The following is a 17,415-nucleotide window of genomic DNA, read 5'->3' as shown; positions in this document are numbered from 1 at the left end:
CAAGCCCGCCCAACACATGACACGTTGCAGCTAGAGCAAGCGCCCAGCGTCAGTACTTCATCAACCACGGCTGCAGGTCCTGGAGGTTGCTCACCACCAGTTGCTGGGCCTCGGGCAGTATCGCCATGTTGCGGTGGTCGATTTGATACCGCTGCAACACATACTTCACCAATGCCCTGCGGCTAGGCACCACCAATTGGCCATCGGTCATGCCGAAGTCGGTTTCGATGATTGCCTGCTGCGCCGTGTTCAACCGCCCATCAGGCGCGAAGATGACCGGCACCTCGACATTCCAGTCTTCATCCTGCTCACGCGTGTTCGGCGACGCGTCGAGCAAGTCTGGCTGCCCACGCAGGCGGCTGAGAACGAAGTCGCGGTATTGGCCGTTCTTTTCGCAGTAGGCCCGCACGTGCCAGCGCATGCCGGTGTACACCAGCGTGTGCGGGGCGATCAGGCGCACCTCGACGTTGGGGGTGTTGAAGGACACGTATTCGGTTTCCAGGCGCAGGCCTTCACGGCAAGCCTTGAGCAATGGGCGCAGCACCTCTGGCCGAATGGGGCGGTCAGGCACCTCCAGTACACGGGTGTGCGCGTAGGCCAGTGCCAACCCGTCGATGTGCGGCGCCCGTTCGTTGTTCTGGTAGAGCAGGTGCAGATAGGCGCTGGCGCTGTTATCGATGAACAGCGGCTCGAACTGCTCGCTCGGTACATAGCCCTTGATCTGCTTGTCATACGTCAAGTTTTCGGGCGCATGTTCGGTGATGTAGGTATTGATGTCCTTCGACGCCTGCTGGCGGCTGATGCCAAAGCTCTGCATCAGGTGGCCCGTGGTCAGCCGGCCTTCCCACCAGGCAACGGTTTCGATCAAACGATAGCGAAGTGCCAGGTCCCAGCGTACCTGCTCGATGGATTGCTTGCGTTTCATACCCTCTCCATGTGCGCGATTACTTTACCTGTATAAGTCTACATTCTAGACGTGTAGTTTTGCATTACATATCTTTGGTTCGTCTTCGGAACGCTCCGAAGGTAGCAAAGGACATGAGCATGACGATGCCGGAAGTGGTTGCGACGGGTGCCTTGGTGGCGATGGGGATCATCTTGCTGGTGCTGATTCAGCAGGGGTTGAGGCTGGGCGAGCTGGGCAAGAAGGTGGAGCACTGCCAGAAGGATTTGCGCTGGTTGCAGATTTGGGAGATGGAGAACCGCGAGCTGAGGGCGGCGTTGCGGGCGGAGCGGGAGCATGTGGGGCAGTTGCGGCGCAAGGTGGAGTTGTTGCAGGGGGTGGTGCCGGTTGTGGATTAGTGCTTGGCAACGCTCTCGCCAAGCGCCCGCTGCCTTGCGCAGCGGGCACCTGACCGGGTTAGTTCAACCTTTTGAATTCTGCATCGATGGCTTCAGCTTCGTCGCGCCATGCCTGGAAGCGCTGCTGACGCACGCGGCTTTCATCCACGTTGGCCTGAAGTTCTTGTCGACGAGTATTGAGCTGCAGGTAGTCGGGGAAGAACTTTTCTTTGAAGGTTTCGGAGTTCACCAGGTCCAGGAAGTCCTGACGCTGCTGTTCGAAGTTGCTGACAATCTCCGCAACAGACTTCTTGAACGCTTCTTCGCGCTTGTATTGTTCCCAGCTATCCCAGGCTTCAAGCGCCACGCCGATGAAGGCGAGGGCCCCGTTGGCACCTTTGGCGAACTTCACGGCGCCCCATGGCTTGAACTTCAGATACTTGCCGATATCCATGCCTACCGTCTTGGCAATCGTCGTGAGGCCATCGCGTGCGGCCAGTACCGTGGTGTTATTGATCAGGTTGCCCTTGAGCAGATGGTTGATGCCTTGCTTGCCCAGTGCCTTGACGGTGGTATTGAAGTGGTTGACCTCGCTGTCGAAGCCCACTTGCATCTTCTCGACCTCAAGCGTGATCGACTGGGTCTGGCGGCTGAACTCGTTCTGCAGACGGGTGGAGACGATAATGCCTTCAGCGCCAACCTCACGCTCGAAAAAGTCACCGAAGGTTTCCAGGCTGGAGCCTTTGGCTTGAATGATCAAGTCAGAGAAATAGCGCGTGGCGAAGGCGCGCAGGCTGATGCGTGCCTCCTCGATTTGCTGCCCGGTCACTGCCAGCTGATTGACCAAGCGGTTGTTGAGTTCATCAAGCCTGGCAACCTCCAATGCGACCTTCTCATCGTTCTCGATGGCCACAGGCAATTGGTTGTTGAGCACGTCACGGATGACGCTGACGCGCATTTCGTTGGCCAGCGCGGCGCTGCCACCGTTCTGCTTGATCTTGCCAGTGGTAGCCGTCTGCAACGTAGCGATGTGCGACAGCGCCTTGAATTGCTCAAGGTTGGCTAGCCAGTGCTCGACACCCAAGTCGAAAGGGTTTGCGGCCACGGCGACGATGGACAGTTCGGCGACCTCTTGGTCGCTCAGCCCGATTTGTTCACGAAGCCGACCTGCCACGTTGTCGCGCTTGACTTGCAAGTTGGATTGGTAGTCCTGTTCGTCCTCTACATCGGCCACTTCGTCGAAGCGGCTGAGGACGAACACGGTGCGGGGCAGGAGGTCCAGGGTGCGGAACAACCAGGTCAGGTCATCCTTGTGGCTTTCCTTGATGGGGTTGGTCGAGTTCATCACGTACAGCACCAAGTGCGCTTCGCTCACGTACTTCTTGGTGATGTCCTTGTACTTCTCGAGGGTGTGCGTTTCTGTATTTTCCTGTTGCTTGAAACCGAACAGCCCGGGGGTATCGATTAGCACGAAGTCTTCGCCGACCTCGTAGACCTTCACCTCATTGGATGACTCCTGGTGGCTGATCTTCATGCTGGACCTGTCCAGCTTTTCCATCCAGGCCGCCGCGATCGAAGTCTTGCCTTCAGAGAAGCCGCCAATCAGCGCGACCTTGAGTTTTTCACCTGACAAACTGTTGATCACATTCTGCAATTTGCCGATCAATGCAGGATCAATCGGTATGCCGGCCTGCGCGCCCTGCCCGAGAAAGCCTTGCAGCCGGTCAAGCAACGTCAATGCGCTCGCCTGTTGGGCCTTGAATGTCTTAAGGGTGTTTTCCATTACAGGTTTCCTGCGATTTCAATTTGGCGGGAGAGGATTTTCAGCCGGTTAGTCGAACGTGACAGCGTGTCTACCTGGTTGGCTGCTTGTTTGGCCGGTGCCTCCAGGGCAAGGTCAAGTTGTTCGATCGTGTCCTGCATATCGTCAAGGGCAGCCGCCAGGCTGGAATGCAGCGTTTCGCGCAATTGCTCGGCAGCGCTGCGCAGGTTATTTTCCAGGGCCTGGCGTTGTTGTGACATTTTGTAGCTTGAGCTGAACGCACCAATAAGGGCTTTGCTGACCGAGACCAGTGCGGCCAGTACCGAGGCACCGACGAACCAGAGGCTGGCGCCGCCAGTGAACGGTGCAGCGGCGATCCCCGCAAGGCTGGCCAACAGGCCCATCACGTTGATGCCGTTATCGATTTTAATGTTGAGCTTGAAATGCTCATTGAAACGCATGCTGCCGAGCTTCGCGTAACTTGCGGTCAGCTCCTGGGCATGCTCTTCAAAGCGTTTGAGAATAGCTTCGGCCGCCTTTTGGAACTTGCCGACCTCTGCGTTCACCGCCTCGGGCAGTTGTTTGCCCAGCAGTGCTTGCTGGCTTTCAAGCTCCTTGGTCAGGGTGCTTTTGAAAGTGTCGTTACTGATATTGGCTTCAATCTGTTTGTAAACGCTGTTGCGCACGTTGCTGGCGAAGTCATCGATCAAGGTTTCGCCACAGGCTTCCAGCCGCTTTTTCAGCGCCTGGAAACTGCTGTTCAGCTGGCTTTTGGCACTTTGCTCTTCCTGAGACAGCTTCCTCGACAGCGCGCTTAACGTTTGCTGCACGCCTGAGAGCGTCGTGGTGGTCTGGTTGAGCGCATCGTTCGCCTTGTTGAAGTTGGCCCGCACGATCTTGGCTTTGCCGTTAAGGATCAACCGATCGCTGAGCATCTGCAGGAAGGCCCGCAGGCGGGATTTTTCCAGCAACTCGTCGGCGCCGAAGTCCTCGAGTGCTTTGCTGCGACGTTTGGCATTCTGCGAGCCGGGTGCAAGGTGGTCGGTCGAGGCGAGGAATGCCGGCAGCGCGCTCAGCGCGAACACCTCCTGATAGTGTTTGCCAAGCTGCTCGCTCATCTTCTCATTCAGCCCGGCAAGGCTGATGTTTTCGTCGTCGGAGGTCAGCGGACGGTTACCCAGAGAGTGCTTGGGGTTGGAGATCTTCTTGTTGAAAATGGTCCAGACTTCGGTTTGCGCCCCCAGGTGCTGCTTGATTTTCTCCAGCGTGCCTTGGTGCTGCCCATCGCCCGTTTGCGGTGGTGCCGGCTGGTTGGTGACATAGAACACGGCGTGAGCGGTTTGCACGGCACGTTCTATCTGGTCGAGTACCAAGCCTTCCTTGCCCTCGATGCCCGGTACATCCAATAGCGCAAATGGCTGGCCGTCCAGCTCGAAGTCGTAGCGCTGTGTCTCTCGTGTGTGGTCGGGCCGCCCGTCACCGATGATTTCACCATCAGCATGACGCTGCAGCTGCGCCACCAGGTCTGCCAGCTGGCTTTCATTCTCCAGGCGCTGCTGGACGAGCGCCTGCTGTTGCTGCGTGACCTGCGCCTGTTGGCTGGCAAGCGCCGAACAGGCTTGGTCGCGTGCCGTTGTCACCTCGCCTAACCGCTGCTCCAGAGCCAAGCGCTCATGGTTCGACCTCTGCTGTTCGGCGTTCAAGGCCGCCGCCGCGCTATCGCGTGCTTGAGTGGTCTCAGTCAGCGACGCGGTAGCTGCATTCAGCTCGACTTCTTCCGGCAATTTCCGGAACAGGCTCATGAGCGTCTGCCAGAGGGTGGCGGTGTTTTTGCGAGTGGCGAGCAGCGTATGCAGGCGGGTAACGGCCGCAAGGGCGTCCCTGTGTGCTTGCTCGTGTTGTTCAAGTGCAGTGCCAAGCCGTTGAGACAGCTCGTTGGATTGCGTGTTGGCCTGGTCGAGGGCGCTGCGGGCTTCGTTGAACGGCAGCTCGAACTGCTGCAGGGTGGCAGTTAACTGCTGCGTCAATTCGCCAAGGCGCGCTTCGGCTTGCTCGATGTCCTGCTGCAGCCGCTGCAGATTATCTTCAGTCACCCCATATTGTTCGCGCAGTTTGCGAAAAGCTTGTTGGCTGGCCCGTTTACCGGGCTCCTGAAGCAGAATGCGCAAGGTTTCGATAAGCGTGGATTTGCCCGCGCCGGTTTCACCATAGAAGGCAATGGTGAATGTGTTCCACTCGGCGTTCTTCTCCAGTTCGGCGAGGCGCATGTACAGGGCTGTGCGGTGCTCACTGAGGCGCTGGAGTGCCTCTTCGCGAGCCAGGTTCAACGTTTCGTCGTCTGCGGGGTTTCTCAGCTCTGCGATGATCAGTGACAGTTCATCGTTGATTTGCTGATAAACGTCACGTGGGCTGTTCAGTTCAAGTTTCATCGACTTTGCTTCGGCGGGTTGCGTGGGGGCGCGGGTTGGTTTTTTGGGTTGAGCGGTGGGTTGAGCAGGCTCGGGTGAGGGCGGTAAGCACGTTTTGAAGCGTGATTTAGTCAGCACCTCGGGCAGCCGCTCCCAGTAATCGGTATGGCCGAAGTCGTCCATCTCGATGCTCTCGAAGTGTTCGACCTCGTTCCGCCCCAGGCAGGTTTCCCCCACGTTCAGCAGCAGAGTCTTGTCCGCCTTCGAATAGGCATTGATCAGTCGCCCCTGGAGCAGCCCCCGCATCTCGCGGGCCTCGAGGGCTGTGACCTCAACGGCCGCGGCCATCAGCAGCACATCGTTGATGGCCAGTTGTTGCCTGTTCGAAAAGTGTTTAAGGCTGCTGATGACCAGTCGGCCGCCGAGCGAGTGGCCGATCAGGTTGATGGTCTTGATCTGTGGATGGTTGTTTAGCAGGTACGCCTGAAGCTGGTCGAGCAAAACCGCGCCCATGCTTTCGGCACGTGCGCGGGCCTGGGTGAAGTTGCCCATCCGGTCCTTGGCCAGCGAGCCCACAAGGCTCAGCGACCCCATGGGAGCGCCGGTGAACGCTGCGCCGGCGCTCAGGCCTGCCGTAGCAAGTTTCCAGGCTGAGGACTTGTCGAACCGAAAGATGTGGTTCGAAGGCCAGAACGCGAAGATATTGGTGTAGTGCTTCAGTTGCTCGGGGATTCGGTCGAGCAAGAGCTGCTTGTCTTCATCGCTGTGGCCCGCGCTGTAGCCGTGGATGAAGATGTTGGCTTCTGTGGCGGTGGCGCCGGCAGACCGCGCACTCTGGAAATGGAAGGGGTGGGGCATGAGGGCTTCCTATCCGTGGACGGGCTGCGTTTTGAGCAGCGGGCTTGGAGGGCAGGAGGATGGGGGCCTCGCAGCTGGATACGGCTGGGGGAGGTGCTTGAGGAGTGACTCCCTGGGATTGGGCATCGCTACTTCCTTGTGGGCGTGGGACGGGCGATTGTTGACGTCATTTATGTGGCGAATTTACCTTGTTTTGATGGCTGATTGCCATTGTGGTGGAGGGTGTTTGTAAGGGGGCGACGCGGCAGGGGGATGGTGGCGGGGGCTTAGGGATGTTGTTGCGTGTGGTTTACGTTGAGGCGGGGCCAGGATTATTCGCTGGGCCGGGGTAATCTGAAACGAGTGGGTACCTAACTGTTTTGTCTAATTAATAATTGATTGGTCAACTCGCTTGGAATACCAGTTGGAACGCTGCGTGGTCTGGATTCCGATGGACGGTGCGTTGTGAGGACCGCGCCCAAAAACGAATCGGGGCCGAATCTATCAAGCAAATGGACGCGCTGCTGATTGTTGCCCCTGGGCTCGCAGGTCAGGGGCTCCTAGTGTGGTGTTTCAGAAATACCCCTGGAGATCAGGCCACCGCTTTACCCGTGCTCTGCCAGCCGATAAGGTGGCGCGCATTGCAAAATGATGGCAGCTTGCGTGGTCCAGGGATGGCTCTCTGAATGAAGCGGTGCATTAAAGCGCTGTTTTGAGGCTTTCTCAGGTTCCCTCTCGTTTGTTCATTGCCCTTTTGAGTATTGGCCGGCCCATCTGATGGTGGACGGTGTGGGAGTGTTATGCATGAGTGAATTGGCCCAGGCGTTGCTGGCAGCAGTACCGGAAGATGGCCGCAGCATCGGCAATCAGGCCCTTTATGAGCGACTCAAGAGCCAGTTCACCGGCCTGAGTGAAGAGCAATTCTGGGAATCGCGCGACGCGCTAATCGGTGAGGGTGTGCTGGTCAAAGGCCGCGGGCGTGGCGGCTCCGTGCTGCGCGCCCAGGCCGCAGGTGCCAGCCTGGCGGCGCAGGCGCTGAGCAAGGCGCGCGAGCGTTTCGAGCCGGCGGTGGCCGAAGTATCCGCCAGCTATGTCGTCGAAGCGGCAGCCAGTAAGGCCAAGGCGGTCAAAGTACAGGCTGCCACCAGTATCGAGGCCATGGAGAAAACCCTCTGGGCCACAGCCGACAAGCTGCGCGCCAATATGGATGCCGCCGAGTACAAGCACATCGTGCTCGGACTGATCTTCCTCAAGTACATCTCCGACAGCTTCGCCGGCCGCCGTGCCGAGCTGGAACGCAAGCTGACCGACGAGAATGACGATTACTACTTGGGCGAAGACGACTCAGAGGCGCTCAACGCCGAGCTGGAAGACCGCGACTACTACCGTGAGGTCAACGTGTTCTGGGTGCCGGAAGTGGCGCGCTGGGAGTCGATTCGCGCCGCCGCCAAACAGGTGGATATCGGTAAGCGTATCGACGAGGCCCTGGCCGCCATCGAGGCGGAAAACCCCAAGCTGAAGAACATTCTCGACAAGCGCTACGCCCGCGCCCAGTTGCCGGACGGCAAGCTCGGTGAGCTGGTGGACCTGATCTCCACCATCGGTTTCGGTGACGACGTGGGCCGCGCCCGCGATCTGCTCGGTCAGGTCTACGAATACTTCCTCGGCCAGTTCGCCAGCGCCGAAGGCAAGAAGGGCGGGCAGTTCTATACACCGGCGAGCATCGTGAAAACCCTGGTGGCGGTGCTCAATCCGCACCATGGCAAGGTGTATGACCCCTGCTGCGGTAGTGGCGGTATGTTCGTGCAGTCGGAGCAGTTCATCGAAGCCCACGGTGGCAAGCTGGGCGATGTGTCCATCTATGGCCAGGAGTCCAACCCCACCACCTGGCGTCTGGCCGCGATGAACCTGGCCATTCGCGGCATCGACTTCAACCTGGGCAAGGAGCCGGCGGATACCTTCGTACGCAATCAGCACAGTGATCTACGCGCTGACTTCGTACTGGCCAACCCGCCGTTCAATATCAGCGACTGGTGGCACGGCAGCCTGGAAGGCGACCCGCGCTGGGTGTATGGCACGCCGCCGCAAGGCAACGCCAACTATGCCTGGCTGCAACATATGCTCTATCACCTCAAGCCCAACGGCCGCGCCGGTATCGTGCTGGCCAACGGTTCGATGAGCTCCAGCCAGAACAGCGAAGGCGAGATTCGCCGTGCCATGGTCGAGGCCGACGTGGTGGAAGTGATGGTCGCCTTGCCCGGCCAGCTATTCTTCAACACCCAGATTCCTGCTTGCCTGTGGTTCCTGGCCAAGGACAAACGCCATGCCCTGAGCACTGGCGGCATCGACCGCAGCGGCCAGGTGCTGTTTATCGATGCGCGCAAGCTGGGTACCAGCGTCAGCCGGGTGCAGATCGAGTTGACCGATGCCGATATCGAGCGCATTGCCAGCACCGTGGCGACCTGGCGTGGCGAAGCACTGGACGAGGGCGGGCATGTAGGCGAGTACGCCGATATTCCCGGCTTCTGCCGCAGCGTTACTCTGAGTGAGATTGCCGAGCATGGCCATGTGCTGACCCCGGGCCGCTATGTCGGAGCCGAGGAGGTGGAAGACGACGACGAAGCCTTCGCCGACAAGATGCAGAAGCTCGCGGAAAAGCTCGGCGAACAGATGGCCAAGGGGGCGGAGCTCGATCAGTTGATCCGGCAGAAGCTGGGAGGGCTGGGGTATGAGTTCTGAGTGGCGCTCATATCGCCTTGACGAGGCGGGGCGAATCGTTACGGGAAAGACGCCAAAAGGCAATGTGGCTGAATATGTTGGCCGTGATGTGCCATTTGTAACGCCGCCAGACTTTGATGGTTCTAAGTGGATTGATGAGACGGCTCGTAGAATATCTAAGGCTGGTGCTCTCTCCGTAAAAAGCTCCATTGTTCCGGCTGGAAGTGTGTTGGTTACATGCATCGGCTCTGATATGGGGAAGGCAGCGCTTACGAGGTCGAGTTGTGTAACTAATCAGCAGATTAACGCTGTTGTTGTCGATGAGGATCGATTCTGTCCAGAATTCTTGTATTACAACCTTTCGCTTAGAAAGGATGAAATTCGTGGTTTGGCAGGCGGTTCTGCGCAGCCCATTCTGAATAAAAGTGCGTTTGGACAAGTGAGGTTCGATTGCCCGCCACTTTTACAACAGAAGGCGATAGCTGCTGCGGTTGGGCCGCTCGACAACCGCATCACTCTGCTACGCGAAACTAACGCCACCCTGGAAGCCATCGCCCAGGCGCTGTTCAAATCCTGGTTCGTCGATTTTGACCCCGTACGTGCGAAGGCCGAAGGCCGCCAGCCGGAAAGCATGGACGCCACCACCGCCGCCCTGTTCCCCGATAGCTTCACGGAGTCCGAGTTGGGCTTGGTGCCGGAGGGGTGGATGTCACGCCCTATCTACGATATGGCGACCTATATAAACGGTGCGGCCTATAAAGCGTTCGAGCCAAATGCGGAGCGGCGTGGTTTACCAATCATCAAGATCGCTGAGCTGAAGGCAGGGGTTAGCGCTCAAACTGCGTTTTCGGACGTTGCCATGCCGGCTAAGTACTTAATTGAAACAGGCGACATCCTTTTCTCCTGGTCAGGCAACCCAGACACGTCAATCGATACCTTCGTTTGGCAGCATGCTCCAGCGCTGCTGAATCAACACATTTTTCGAGTGTTACCCCACGAAGCTTTTGAGCGTTCGTTTGTGCTTCAAATGCTCAGAAACTTAAAGCCAGTATTCGCGGAGCTGGCACGAAACAAACAAACCACTGGGCTAGGCCACGTTACCGTGGCTGATTTGAAGCGACTCCGTGTCGTTCACCCTCCGCAGAAGGTGATTGAGCAGTTCAACACTCTGGTTGTGCCAATCCACCAAATGATTTTTGGTAATGAGCAGCGGGCTCAAACCCTCACCCAACTCCGCGACACCCTCTTACCCCGCCTGATCTCTGGCCAGCTGCGCCTGCCGGAGGCGCAGGCTCTGCTGAATGATAGGGGTACTGCCCAATGAACGAGCCCATTGCCGAGCGCGAAGCACTGTGGACGCAGTTTCTCGAGCGCTGGTCGCTGGAAAGCCTGTATCAGATGACCCTTGAGCAGTACAACCTTGCTGGCTCGGACGACCACTTTTGCCGCTGGCTGGAGAAACATACTGAGTCTTTGGGCTCGATTTGGGGTGGGTCATCCTTCAAGTTCGGCGTGTTTTCCCGGCTGGACAAGAAGCAAAAGAGCAATCCCCATCGTGTGTTCACCGACGAGCACGCCTGGCTGAAGAAGTACGGCAGCAGCGCAGAGCAGGCGTTTGCCACCGTGCGCCAGCATATTGTGACGGTGGCTGAGGCGGCGCGTGTGGGCGATTTGGAGGCAATCGAGCAGGTCGATCTCGGGCCGGTGGTGAAATGGAAAGTCGCGTTCCTTTATCAGAACCGGCAAGAGCCCAGCATTCTCTGCGTGTTCGCAGCCCGCGACCTGTGCGCGGCGTTGGGGCGTAAGACCAGTCACAATGAGCTGCTGGCGCCCTTGCAGCGTCAGTTGATGGCTCAGCGGCAAGGGCAGAACCTCTTTGCTTACTCTGATCAGGTGTGGGCGCAGGCGCAAGAATGGCATCGCAAGCACAGCCTGACCGAGCAGGCGCTGGATTTTTTCAGTGCCGACCCTGAGCGGTTCACGGAGATCAATGTCACCAAGAAAATGGCTGGCTTTCGCCTGAGCAATGACCGCGAACTGGCCTTACTGCGCGAAAACGGCAAGCTGAGCCTGTTCGTTGCGCCTGGTAACTGGCGGCAGGCCATTGCGGGGCTGGACTGCGAACACTACTCACCCCAAGACACACGCCACAGCGGTCTTGCTTCCTGTGCGCCGGCACTGGCTGTGGGCAACCCGGCTCTGTCCATCAAGCTCGCCGATATGGCGGCGCTGGAAGCTCTCTGCTTGGCCTATGAGGCTGACTCCATGGATGAGGTAACTGCAGTGCAATCGCTAACTCCAGGTGGTGAGCGGCAGGTAGCACCGCTCAATCAGATCCTGTACGGCCCGCCGGGCACCGGCAAGACCTACGAAACAATCGACGCGGCGCTGGAAGTTCTCGCGCCGCAACTCCTTTCGCTGCCGCGTGAGCAGCGCAAGCGGCATTTCGATGAGTTCGTTGCCCAGAAGCGCATTCGCTTCGTCACCTTCCACCAGAGCTTCAGCTACGAGGATTTCGTCGAGGGGCTGAGGGCTTTGCCTCCGAACAGCGAGGGTAACCCTGGTGGAGCGCTTGCTTACGATGTGGCCAAGGGTGTGTTTGTCCAGCTGTGTTTGGATGCCAGTGGCGACCCGGTGCTTGAGCAGAAACTGGGTCTGAAGAAAGACCCGACCATCTGGAAGATTTCCATCGAGGAGGCTAGTAGCGACGGGCGCACCCGACGCTACTGTCTCCAGCATGGTGAAGCCCGTATCGGCTGGCACAAGGTGGGTGATATTCGCCAGGCCGATCTGGCTGATCCTGCGCTCAAGCTTGGCAGCAATGACCAGAGCTCACTGGCCAGCTTCGGGAGTGAGGTCGAAGAGGGTGATGTGCTGGTCTGTCTAGGTACTCGCAAGAGTATTTGCGCGGTGGGGGTGGTTACCGGCGAGTATGAGTACAACCCCGAGGTGCCGGAGGGGGTGCGCAAGGACTATGTACATCGTCTGCCGGTCAACTGGCTGCTGACCGATATTGACTTCGACATCACCGAACTCAATGGCGGTCGTGGCCTGACGCTGAAAACCCTGTACCCCATGAGCCGCATCAGTTGGCCCGAATTGCAGCAGGGGTTACAGCAGGCCGGCCTCAGCCTGGTGGGCGAGGCTAAGCGGCCCGTGGTTGGGCCGAAATTGCCGCATGTGCTGATTATTGACGAGATTAACCGCGGCAATATCTCGCGCATTTTCGGTGAACTGATCACGCTGATCGAGCCGTCCAAGCGTGCCGGTGCCTCAGAGGCGCTTGAGGCCGTGTTGCCATACTCGAAGCGGCACTTCAGTGTGCCGGACAACGTCTACCTGATCGGCACTATGAACACCTCCGACCGCTCGCTGGCGGGGCTGGATATTGCCCTGCGTCGACGCTTCGTGTTCCGCGAGATGCCGCCACGGCCCGAGCTGCTGGATGACGTTGAGCTAGCTGGGCTGAATATCGGCCGACTGCTGCGGGTGATGAACCAGCGTATCGAGGTGCTGCTGGATCGGGATCATTGCCTGGGGCATGCCTACTTTATGCCGCTCACTGGTGACCCTACGTTGGCGCGGCTTGAAAGCATCTTCCGCAACCAGATTCTGCCCCTGTTGCAGGAGTACTTCTTCGAGGACTGGCAGCGTATTCAGTGGGTGTTCAACGACCACCGCAAGCTGGCGGTCGACCGCTTCGTGGAGCAGGAAAAACAGGATGTGGCGGCACTGTTCGGCAGCATCAGCGTGCCGGCCCAAGGTGGCTTATGGCGAATCAATGATGCAGCGTTCAAGCGGCTTTCTGCGTATGCGGGCGTCATCGCGGTGAATACCAGGGCCGAGGAGCCAGCAGAAGAATTAGAGGAGGAGAGTGCTTGAGCGCATTCGTCAGCGTTCGTGAATACGCTCGCCTGACCACGGCTGCCGTCGCACCCGGCAACCTCGACTGTGCGCAGATTTCTGAATCAGCCTTTGACTGGCTCTGTGAGCTGAGTGCTAGCTTTAATCGCAATGGCGCCACGTTGCTGCAGGTAGAGGGGCGGCGCTCGCTGAAATGGGACAGCTACGTGGGTGTGCTGGAAACGCCCTGTGGTACGCGCCTGGAGATTCTGCCCAAGCACCATGAGCAGGGCGATTGTCTGGTGAAGGGGCGTGCGCTTCTGCGCAAGCTGATTCAGCGGGCTTTGCAGCTCAAACCCCGCGAGGCCTCGGTGACGAGTCTTGAGCTGTTCGATGCACCGCTCAGTGAGTGGGTGATGGGCCAGTTCCTTTCGGAGCTGGATCTGCTGGTAAAACGTGGTGTGCGCTTCGACTACCAGCGCATCGAGGAGGAACAGCGTTTTCTCCGAGGCCAGCTCAATGTGGTCGCACAGATGCGCCAGCCACCGGGGCGCCAGCATCACTTCCAGATTCGCCACGATGTGTTCCTGCCGGACCGTGCCGAGAACCGCTTGCTCAAGCTGGCGTTGGAGCAGGTGGCCAAGAGTACGCAGGATGCCGCCAACTGGCGCCTGGCCAACGAGCTGCGGGCGATGCTGGCCGAGGTGCCGGTTAGCAAGCAGGTGAGCCAGGATTTACGCGCCTGGAGCCGCGATCGGCTGATGGCGCATTACCAGGCGATAAAGCCCTGGTGCGAGCTGATCCTCAACCAGCAGATGCCGATTGCAGTAAGCGGCGAGTGGCGCGGGATGAGCATGCTGTTTCCGATGGAAAAGTTGTTTGAAAAATATGTTGAGGGGTGGCTGGGGGGGAAATTGCTACCAAGCGCGAAACTGACGCCACAATCCAGCCGGAATTATCTCTGCGAGCATGACAACGGAAAGATGTTCTGCCTGAAACCGGATTTGCTTATCGACCGGTCCGGACACCGCTGGATTGTTGATACCAAGTGGAAGCGCATCGATGCTGGTAGACCTGATAAGAACTACCACTTAAGCCAGAGCGATTTCTATCAGCTGTTTGCTTACGGGCATAAATATCAAAGAGGCGATGAAGTGCCGAAGCTGGTGCTGATTTATCCGCATTGGTCTGGGCTCCAGAAAGCGCTGCCGGTTTTCGATTACGGAATGGGCATGAGCTTATGGGTGTTGCCGTTTGAGCTGGATAACGAACACTTGCTGGGCGCTGAGTCCGCAGGAATTCCTTTACGGAAGGAAAGTGGCGTCGCTGCGGAACCTCGTTATCCCTTTGGGACGCTGCTGGAGCCCGGCCAAGAAGGACCAGGCAACTGATCGCGGCTATCAAATCGGTTAGAAGAAGGATGTGTATGTCTATTACCCGATTGTTCTTGATGGCAGAATGCCTACAAATGAGGCGACGCTGCACGAGTTACTGAGAAAGCGTCGCGAATTGGCGCGGGATATGCCGTACGGAGCACCTGAGCCTCAGGCGGCTGATTTCGGGGAAATGTTAGGGTCTAGGGATGAGATTGGATAATGACTGAAGACCAGTTGGAGCAGGAAACTCTTGGCTGGCTTGCTGAGCAAGGCTACCAGATACTTCATGGGCCGGATATTGCGCACGACGGAGAAACTCCAGAGCGTGAAAACTATCGCCAGGTAGTGCTGGTGGAGCGTTTGCGAGCTGCAATTGCCCGATTGAACCCACTGGTACCAGTGTCTGCACGTGAGGATGCCTTGCAGCACGTACTGGAGTTAGGGGTACCTGTTCAGCTTTCTGCCAACCGTATTTTCCATCGCCTGCTGGTCAGTGGCGTGCCCGTCCAATACCAAAGGGATGGCGAAACTCGCGGTGATTTTGTACGACTGATCGATTGGGCGAATGTGCCGAGTAATGAGTGGCTGGCGGTCAGCCAGTTCACTATTCAGGGGCCGAAGCATACTCGCCGCCCGGACATCATTCTGTTCCTCAACGGCCTGCCGTTGGTGCTGCTAGAGTTGAAGAACCCGGCAGATGTAAATGCAGATCTGGTAAAGGCGTTCGACCAAATCCAGACCTACAAGGAGCAGATCCCGGACATCTTCCAGTACAACGAAATCTTGATCATCGCCGATGGCAGTGAGGCCCGCATGGGTTCGTTGTCAGCCGATATCGAGCGATTCGCCCGCTGGCGCACCATCGATGGCGTGACCGTTGACCCATTGGGGCAATTCAACGAGCTAGAAACGTTGGTGCGCGGGGTGCTGCAGCCTGCCATGCTGCTCGATTACTTACGCTACTTCGTACTGTTTGAAGACGATGGTCGTTTGGTAAAAAAAATCGCCGGCTACCATCAATTTCATGCAGTGCGGGCAGCTATTCAGCAGGTGGTCACTGCCTCACGCCCTGGCGGTACTCACAAAGGAGGGGTGGTCTGGCACACCCAAGGCTCCGGTAAAAGCATCACCATGACCTGTTTCGCGGCACGGGTGATGCAAGAAGCCGCAATGGAGAACCCGACCATCGTGGTGATCACTGACCGCAACGATCTGGACGGGCAGCTCTTCGGGGTGTTCTCACTGTCGCAGGACCTGCTACGTGAGCAGCCGGCGCAGGTCGCAACTCGCGGTGATTTGCGCGAGAAGCTCGCTAATCGGCCCAGCGGCGGTATTGTCTTCGCCACTATTCAGAAGTTCATGCCGGGCGAGGACGAAGACAGCTTCCCAGTGCTTTCCCCGCGTTCCAATATTGTTGTGATCGCTGATGAGGCACACCGCACTCAATATGGCTTCAGTGCCTCGTTAAAAGCGCCTGGTTCGCAGGCGGCTGAAGCGCATGCTGTTTACCAGGTCGGTTACGCCCAGCACCTGCGCGATGCGTTACCCAATGCCACTTTCGTAGCGTTTACCGGCACCCCAGTCTCTAGCGAAGACCGTGATACCCGTGCGGTGTTTGGCGACTACATCCATGTTTATGACATGCAGCAGGCCAAGGAAGACGGCGCCACTGTGGCTATCTACTACGAATCCCGACTGGCCAAGTTGTCGCTAAAGGAGAGTGAGTTGGCCCATCTCGACGATGAAGTCGACGAGTTGGCGGAGGACGAGGAGGAGGATCAGCAGTCTCGCTTGAGGTCGCGTTGGGCTGCGTTAGAGCAGGTGGTAGGTGCTGAGCCGCGTATCAGAAGCGTAGCGTCCGATCTGGTGGCGCACTTCGAAGAGCGCAATCAGGCGCAAAACGGCAAGGCGATGATTGTGGCCATGAGTCGTGAGATCTGTGTCCACCTATATAACGAGATCATCGCTCTGCGTCCTGACTGGCATGACGACGATCCGGAAAAAGGCGCGTTGAAGATCGTCATGACGGGTAGTGCGTCTGACAAAGCTCTGTTGCGCCCACACATCTATCCCAATCAGGTGAAGAAAAGGCTAGAGAAGCGCTTCAAGGACCCAAATGATCCGCTCAAGCTGGTGATCGTTCGGGATATGTGGTTGACCGGCTTTGATGCGCCTTGCGTGCATACGCTATATGTCGACAAACCAATGAAGGGCCATAACCTGATGCAAGCTATTGCGCGCGTGAATCGCGTGTTCAAAGATAAGCAGGGTGGTTTGGTGGTGGACTACATTGGCATTGCCAACGAGCTTAAGGCTGCGCTTAAAGAGTACACGGCTAGTAAGGGCAGGGGGCGTCCTACGGTGGATGCTCACGAAGCTTATGCTGTGCTGGAGGAGAAGCTAGATGTTCTCCGCAGCATGCTGTATGGCTTCGATTACAGCAATTACCTCACGGGAGGGCACAAGCTGCTGGCCGGAGCTGCCAACCATGTGCTTGGGCTCGAGGATGGCAAAAAACGCTTTGCTGACAATGCGCTTGCCATGAGTAAGGCCTTCACGCTTTGTTGCACGTTGGATGAAGCCAAAGCGGTGCGCGAGGAAGTGGCATTTTTCCAGGCGATAAAAGTGCTGCTGACCAAGCGAGAAATCAGTCAGAAGAAAAAGACGGACGAAGAGCGAGAGTTAGCCATCCGCCAGATCATCGGCAATGCCGTGGTGTCGGGTGAGGTTGTAGATGTGTTTGAAGCTGTGGGTTTGGATAAGCCCAACATTGGGCTTCTAGACGATGAGTTTCTTGCGGAGGTGCGGAATCTCCCGGAGAAGAACCTCGCTGTAGAGATGCTGGAACGCCTGCTTGAAGGCGAGATTAAGAGCAAATTTTCCAGCAACCTGGCACAGGAAAAAAAATTCTCTGAACTTCTTGATAGCGTAATCAAGCGCTATCAGAACCGATCAATTGAGACGGCCCAGGTAATCGAAGAGCTGATCGAGATGGCTAAAAAGTTCGCCGCTGCCAGTAAGCGTGGTGATCAGCTGGGGCTCAATGAAGATGAGCTGGCCTTCTACGACGCTCTTGCCAATAACGAGGCCTCCGTGCGAGATCTTGGAGATGAAACGCTGGCCAAGATTGCTCATGAGTTGACTAGCAGCTTGCGACAGAATGTGACAGTGGATTGGAGCAATCGCGACA

9 protein-coding genes are annotated in these 17,415 nt (G+C 57.7%); 6 read left to right on the top strand and 3 right to left on the bottom strand.

Going from position 1 to position 17,415, the window contains the following annotated elements; all coding sequences use genetic code 11:
- Nucleotides 1-49: 49 nt before the first annotated feature.
- Nucleotides 50-925, bottom strand: a complete 876-nt coding sequence (locus APH35_RS23490; RefSeq protein WP_060515615.1) for a helix-turn-helix transcriptional regulator — start codon at nucleotides 923-925, stop codon at nucleotides 50-52.
- A gap of 119 nt (nucleotides 926-1,044) precedes the next feature.
- On the opposite strand from APH35_RS23490, the gene APH35_RS23485 reads away from it, so the two are divergent.
- Nucleotides 1,045-1,302, top strand: a complete 258-nt coding sequence (locus APH35_RS23485) for a hypothetical protein (RefSeq protein WP_012274286.1) — start codon at nucleotides 1,045-1,047, stop codon at nucleotides 1,300-1,302.
- Between the two features lie 58 nt (nucleotides 1,303-1,360).
- Here APH35_RS23485 and APH35_RS23480 read toward each other — a convergent pair whose 3' ends face one another.
- Nucleotides 1,361-3,064: a LeoA/HP0731 family dynamin-like GTPase gene (locus APH35_RS23480; RefSeq protein ID WP_012274285.1), complete on the bottom strand. Its 1,704-nt coding sequence runs from the start codon at nucleotides 3,062-3,064 to the stop codon at nucleotides 1,361-1,363.
- Entirely contained in the window at nucleotides 3,064-6,309 is a 3,246-nt protein-coding gene (locus tag APH35_RS23475) for a DUF726 domain-containing protein (RefSeq protein WP_060515614.1), read from the bottom strand. The genes APH35_RS23480 and APH35_RS23475 overlap by 1 nt, the downstream gene beginning before the upstream one ends.
- A gap of 783 nt (nucleotides 6,310-7,092) precedes the next feature.
- Here APH35_RS23475 and APH35_RS23470 point away from each other — a divergent pair.
- The 5 genes from APH35_RS23470 to APH35_RS23450 all read left to right on the top strand — a co-directional run.
- On the top strand, nucleotides 7,093-9,027 hold the full coding sequence (locus tag APH35_RS23470; RefSeq protein ID WP_060515613.1) for a class I SAM-dependent DNA methyltransferase: 1,935 nt from the start codon (nucleotides 7,093-7,095) through the stop codon (nucleotides 9,025-9,027).
- Complete coding sequence (locus APH35_RS28600) at nucleotides 9,017-10,330, top strand: restriction endonuclease subunit S (RefSeq protein WP_082425851.1); 1,314 nt, start codon at nucleotides 9,017-9,019, stop codon at nucleotides 10,328-10,330. Before APH35_RS23470 ends, APH35_RS28600 begins: the two co-directional genes overlap by 11 nt.
- Nucleotides 10,327-12,888: an AAA family ATPase gene (locus tag APH35_RS29520; RefSeq protein ID WP_060515612.1), complete on the top strand. Its 2,562-nt coding sequence runs from the start codon at nucleotides 10,327-10,329 to the stop codon at nucleotides 12,886-12,888. The genes APH35_RS28600 and APH35_RS29520 overlap by 4 nt, the downstream gene beginning before the upstream one ends.
- Nucleotides 12,885-14,240 (top strand): McrC family protein, encoded by a 1,356-nt coding sequence (locus APH35_RS23455; protein ID WP_060515611.1) that lies wholly within the window; start codon nucleotides 12,885-12,887, stop codon nucleotides 14,238-14,240. Before APH35_RS29520 ends, APH35_RS23455 begins: the two co-directional genes overlap by 4 nt.
- 204 nt (nucleotides 14,241-14,444) lie before the next feature.
- Nucleotides 14,445-17,415: type I restriction endonuclease subunit R (locus APH35_RS23450; RefSeq protein WP_060515610.1), on the top strand; the 2,971-nt coding region annotated here is incomplete at its 3' end.

The organism is Pseudomonas sp. NBRC 111132 (assembly GCF_001320565.1).
Lineage (GTDB): Bacteria > Pseudomonadota > Gammaproteobacteria > Pseudomonadales > Pseudomonadaceae > Aquipseudomonas > Aquipseudomonas putida_P.
This window is presented reverse-complemented; position numbering and strand designations above follow the sequence as displayed.

Coding starts and splice junctions, on each gene's coding strand:
- APH35_RS28600 (WP_082425851.1), top strand. CDS start 9,017: ATGAGTTCTGAGTGGCGCTCATATCGCCTTGACGAGGCGGGGCGAATC.
- APH35_RS23470 (WP_060515613.1), top strand. CDS start 7,093: ATGAGTGAATTGGCCCAGGCGTTGCTGGCAGCAGTACCGGAAGATGGC.
- APH35_RS23485 (WP_012274286.1), top strand. CDS start 1,045: ATGACGATGCCGGAAGTGGTTGCGACGGGTGCCTTGGTGGCGATGGGG.
- APH35_RS23475 (WP_060515614.1), bottom strand. CDS start 6,309: ATGCCCCACCCCTTCCATTTCCAGAGTGCGCGGTCTGCCGGCGCCACC.
- APH35_RS23490 (WP_060515615.1), bottom strand. CDS start 925: ATGAAACGCAAGCAATCCATCGAGCAGGTACGCTGGGACCTGGCACTT.
- APH35_RS23480 (WP_012274285.1), bottom strand. CDS start 3,064: ATGGAAAACACCCTTAAGACATTCAAGGCCCAACAGGCGAGCGCATTG.
- APH35_RS29520 (WP_060515612.1), top strand. CDS start 10,327: ATGAACGAGCCCATTGCCGAGCGCGAAGCACTGTGGACGCAGTTTCTC.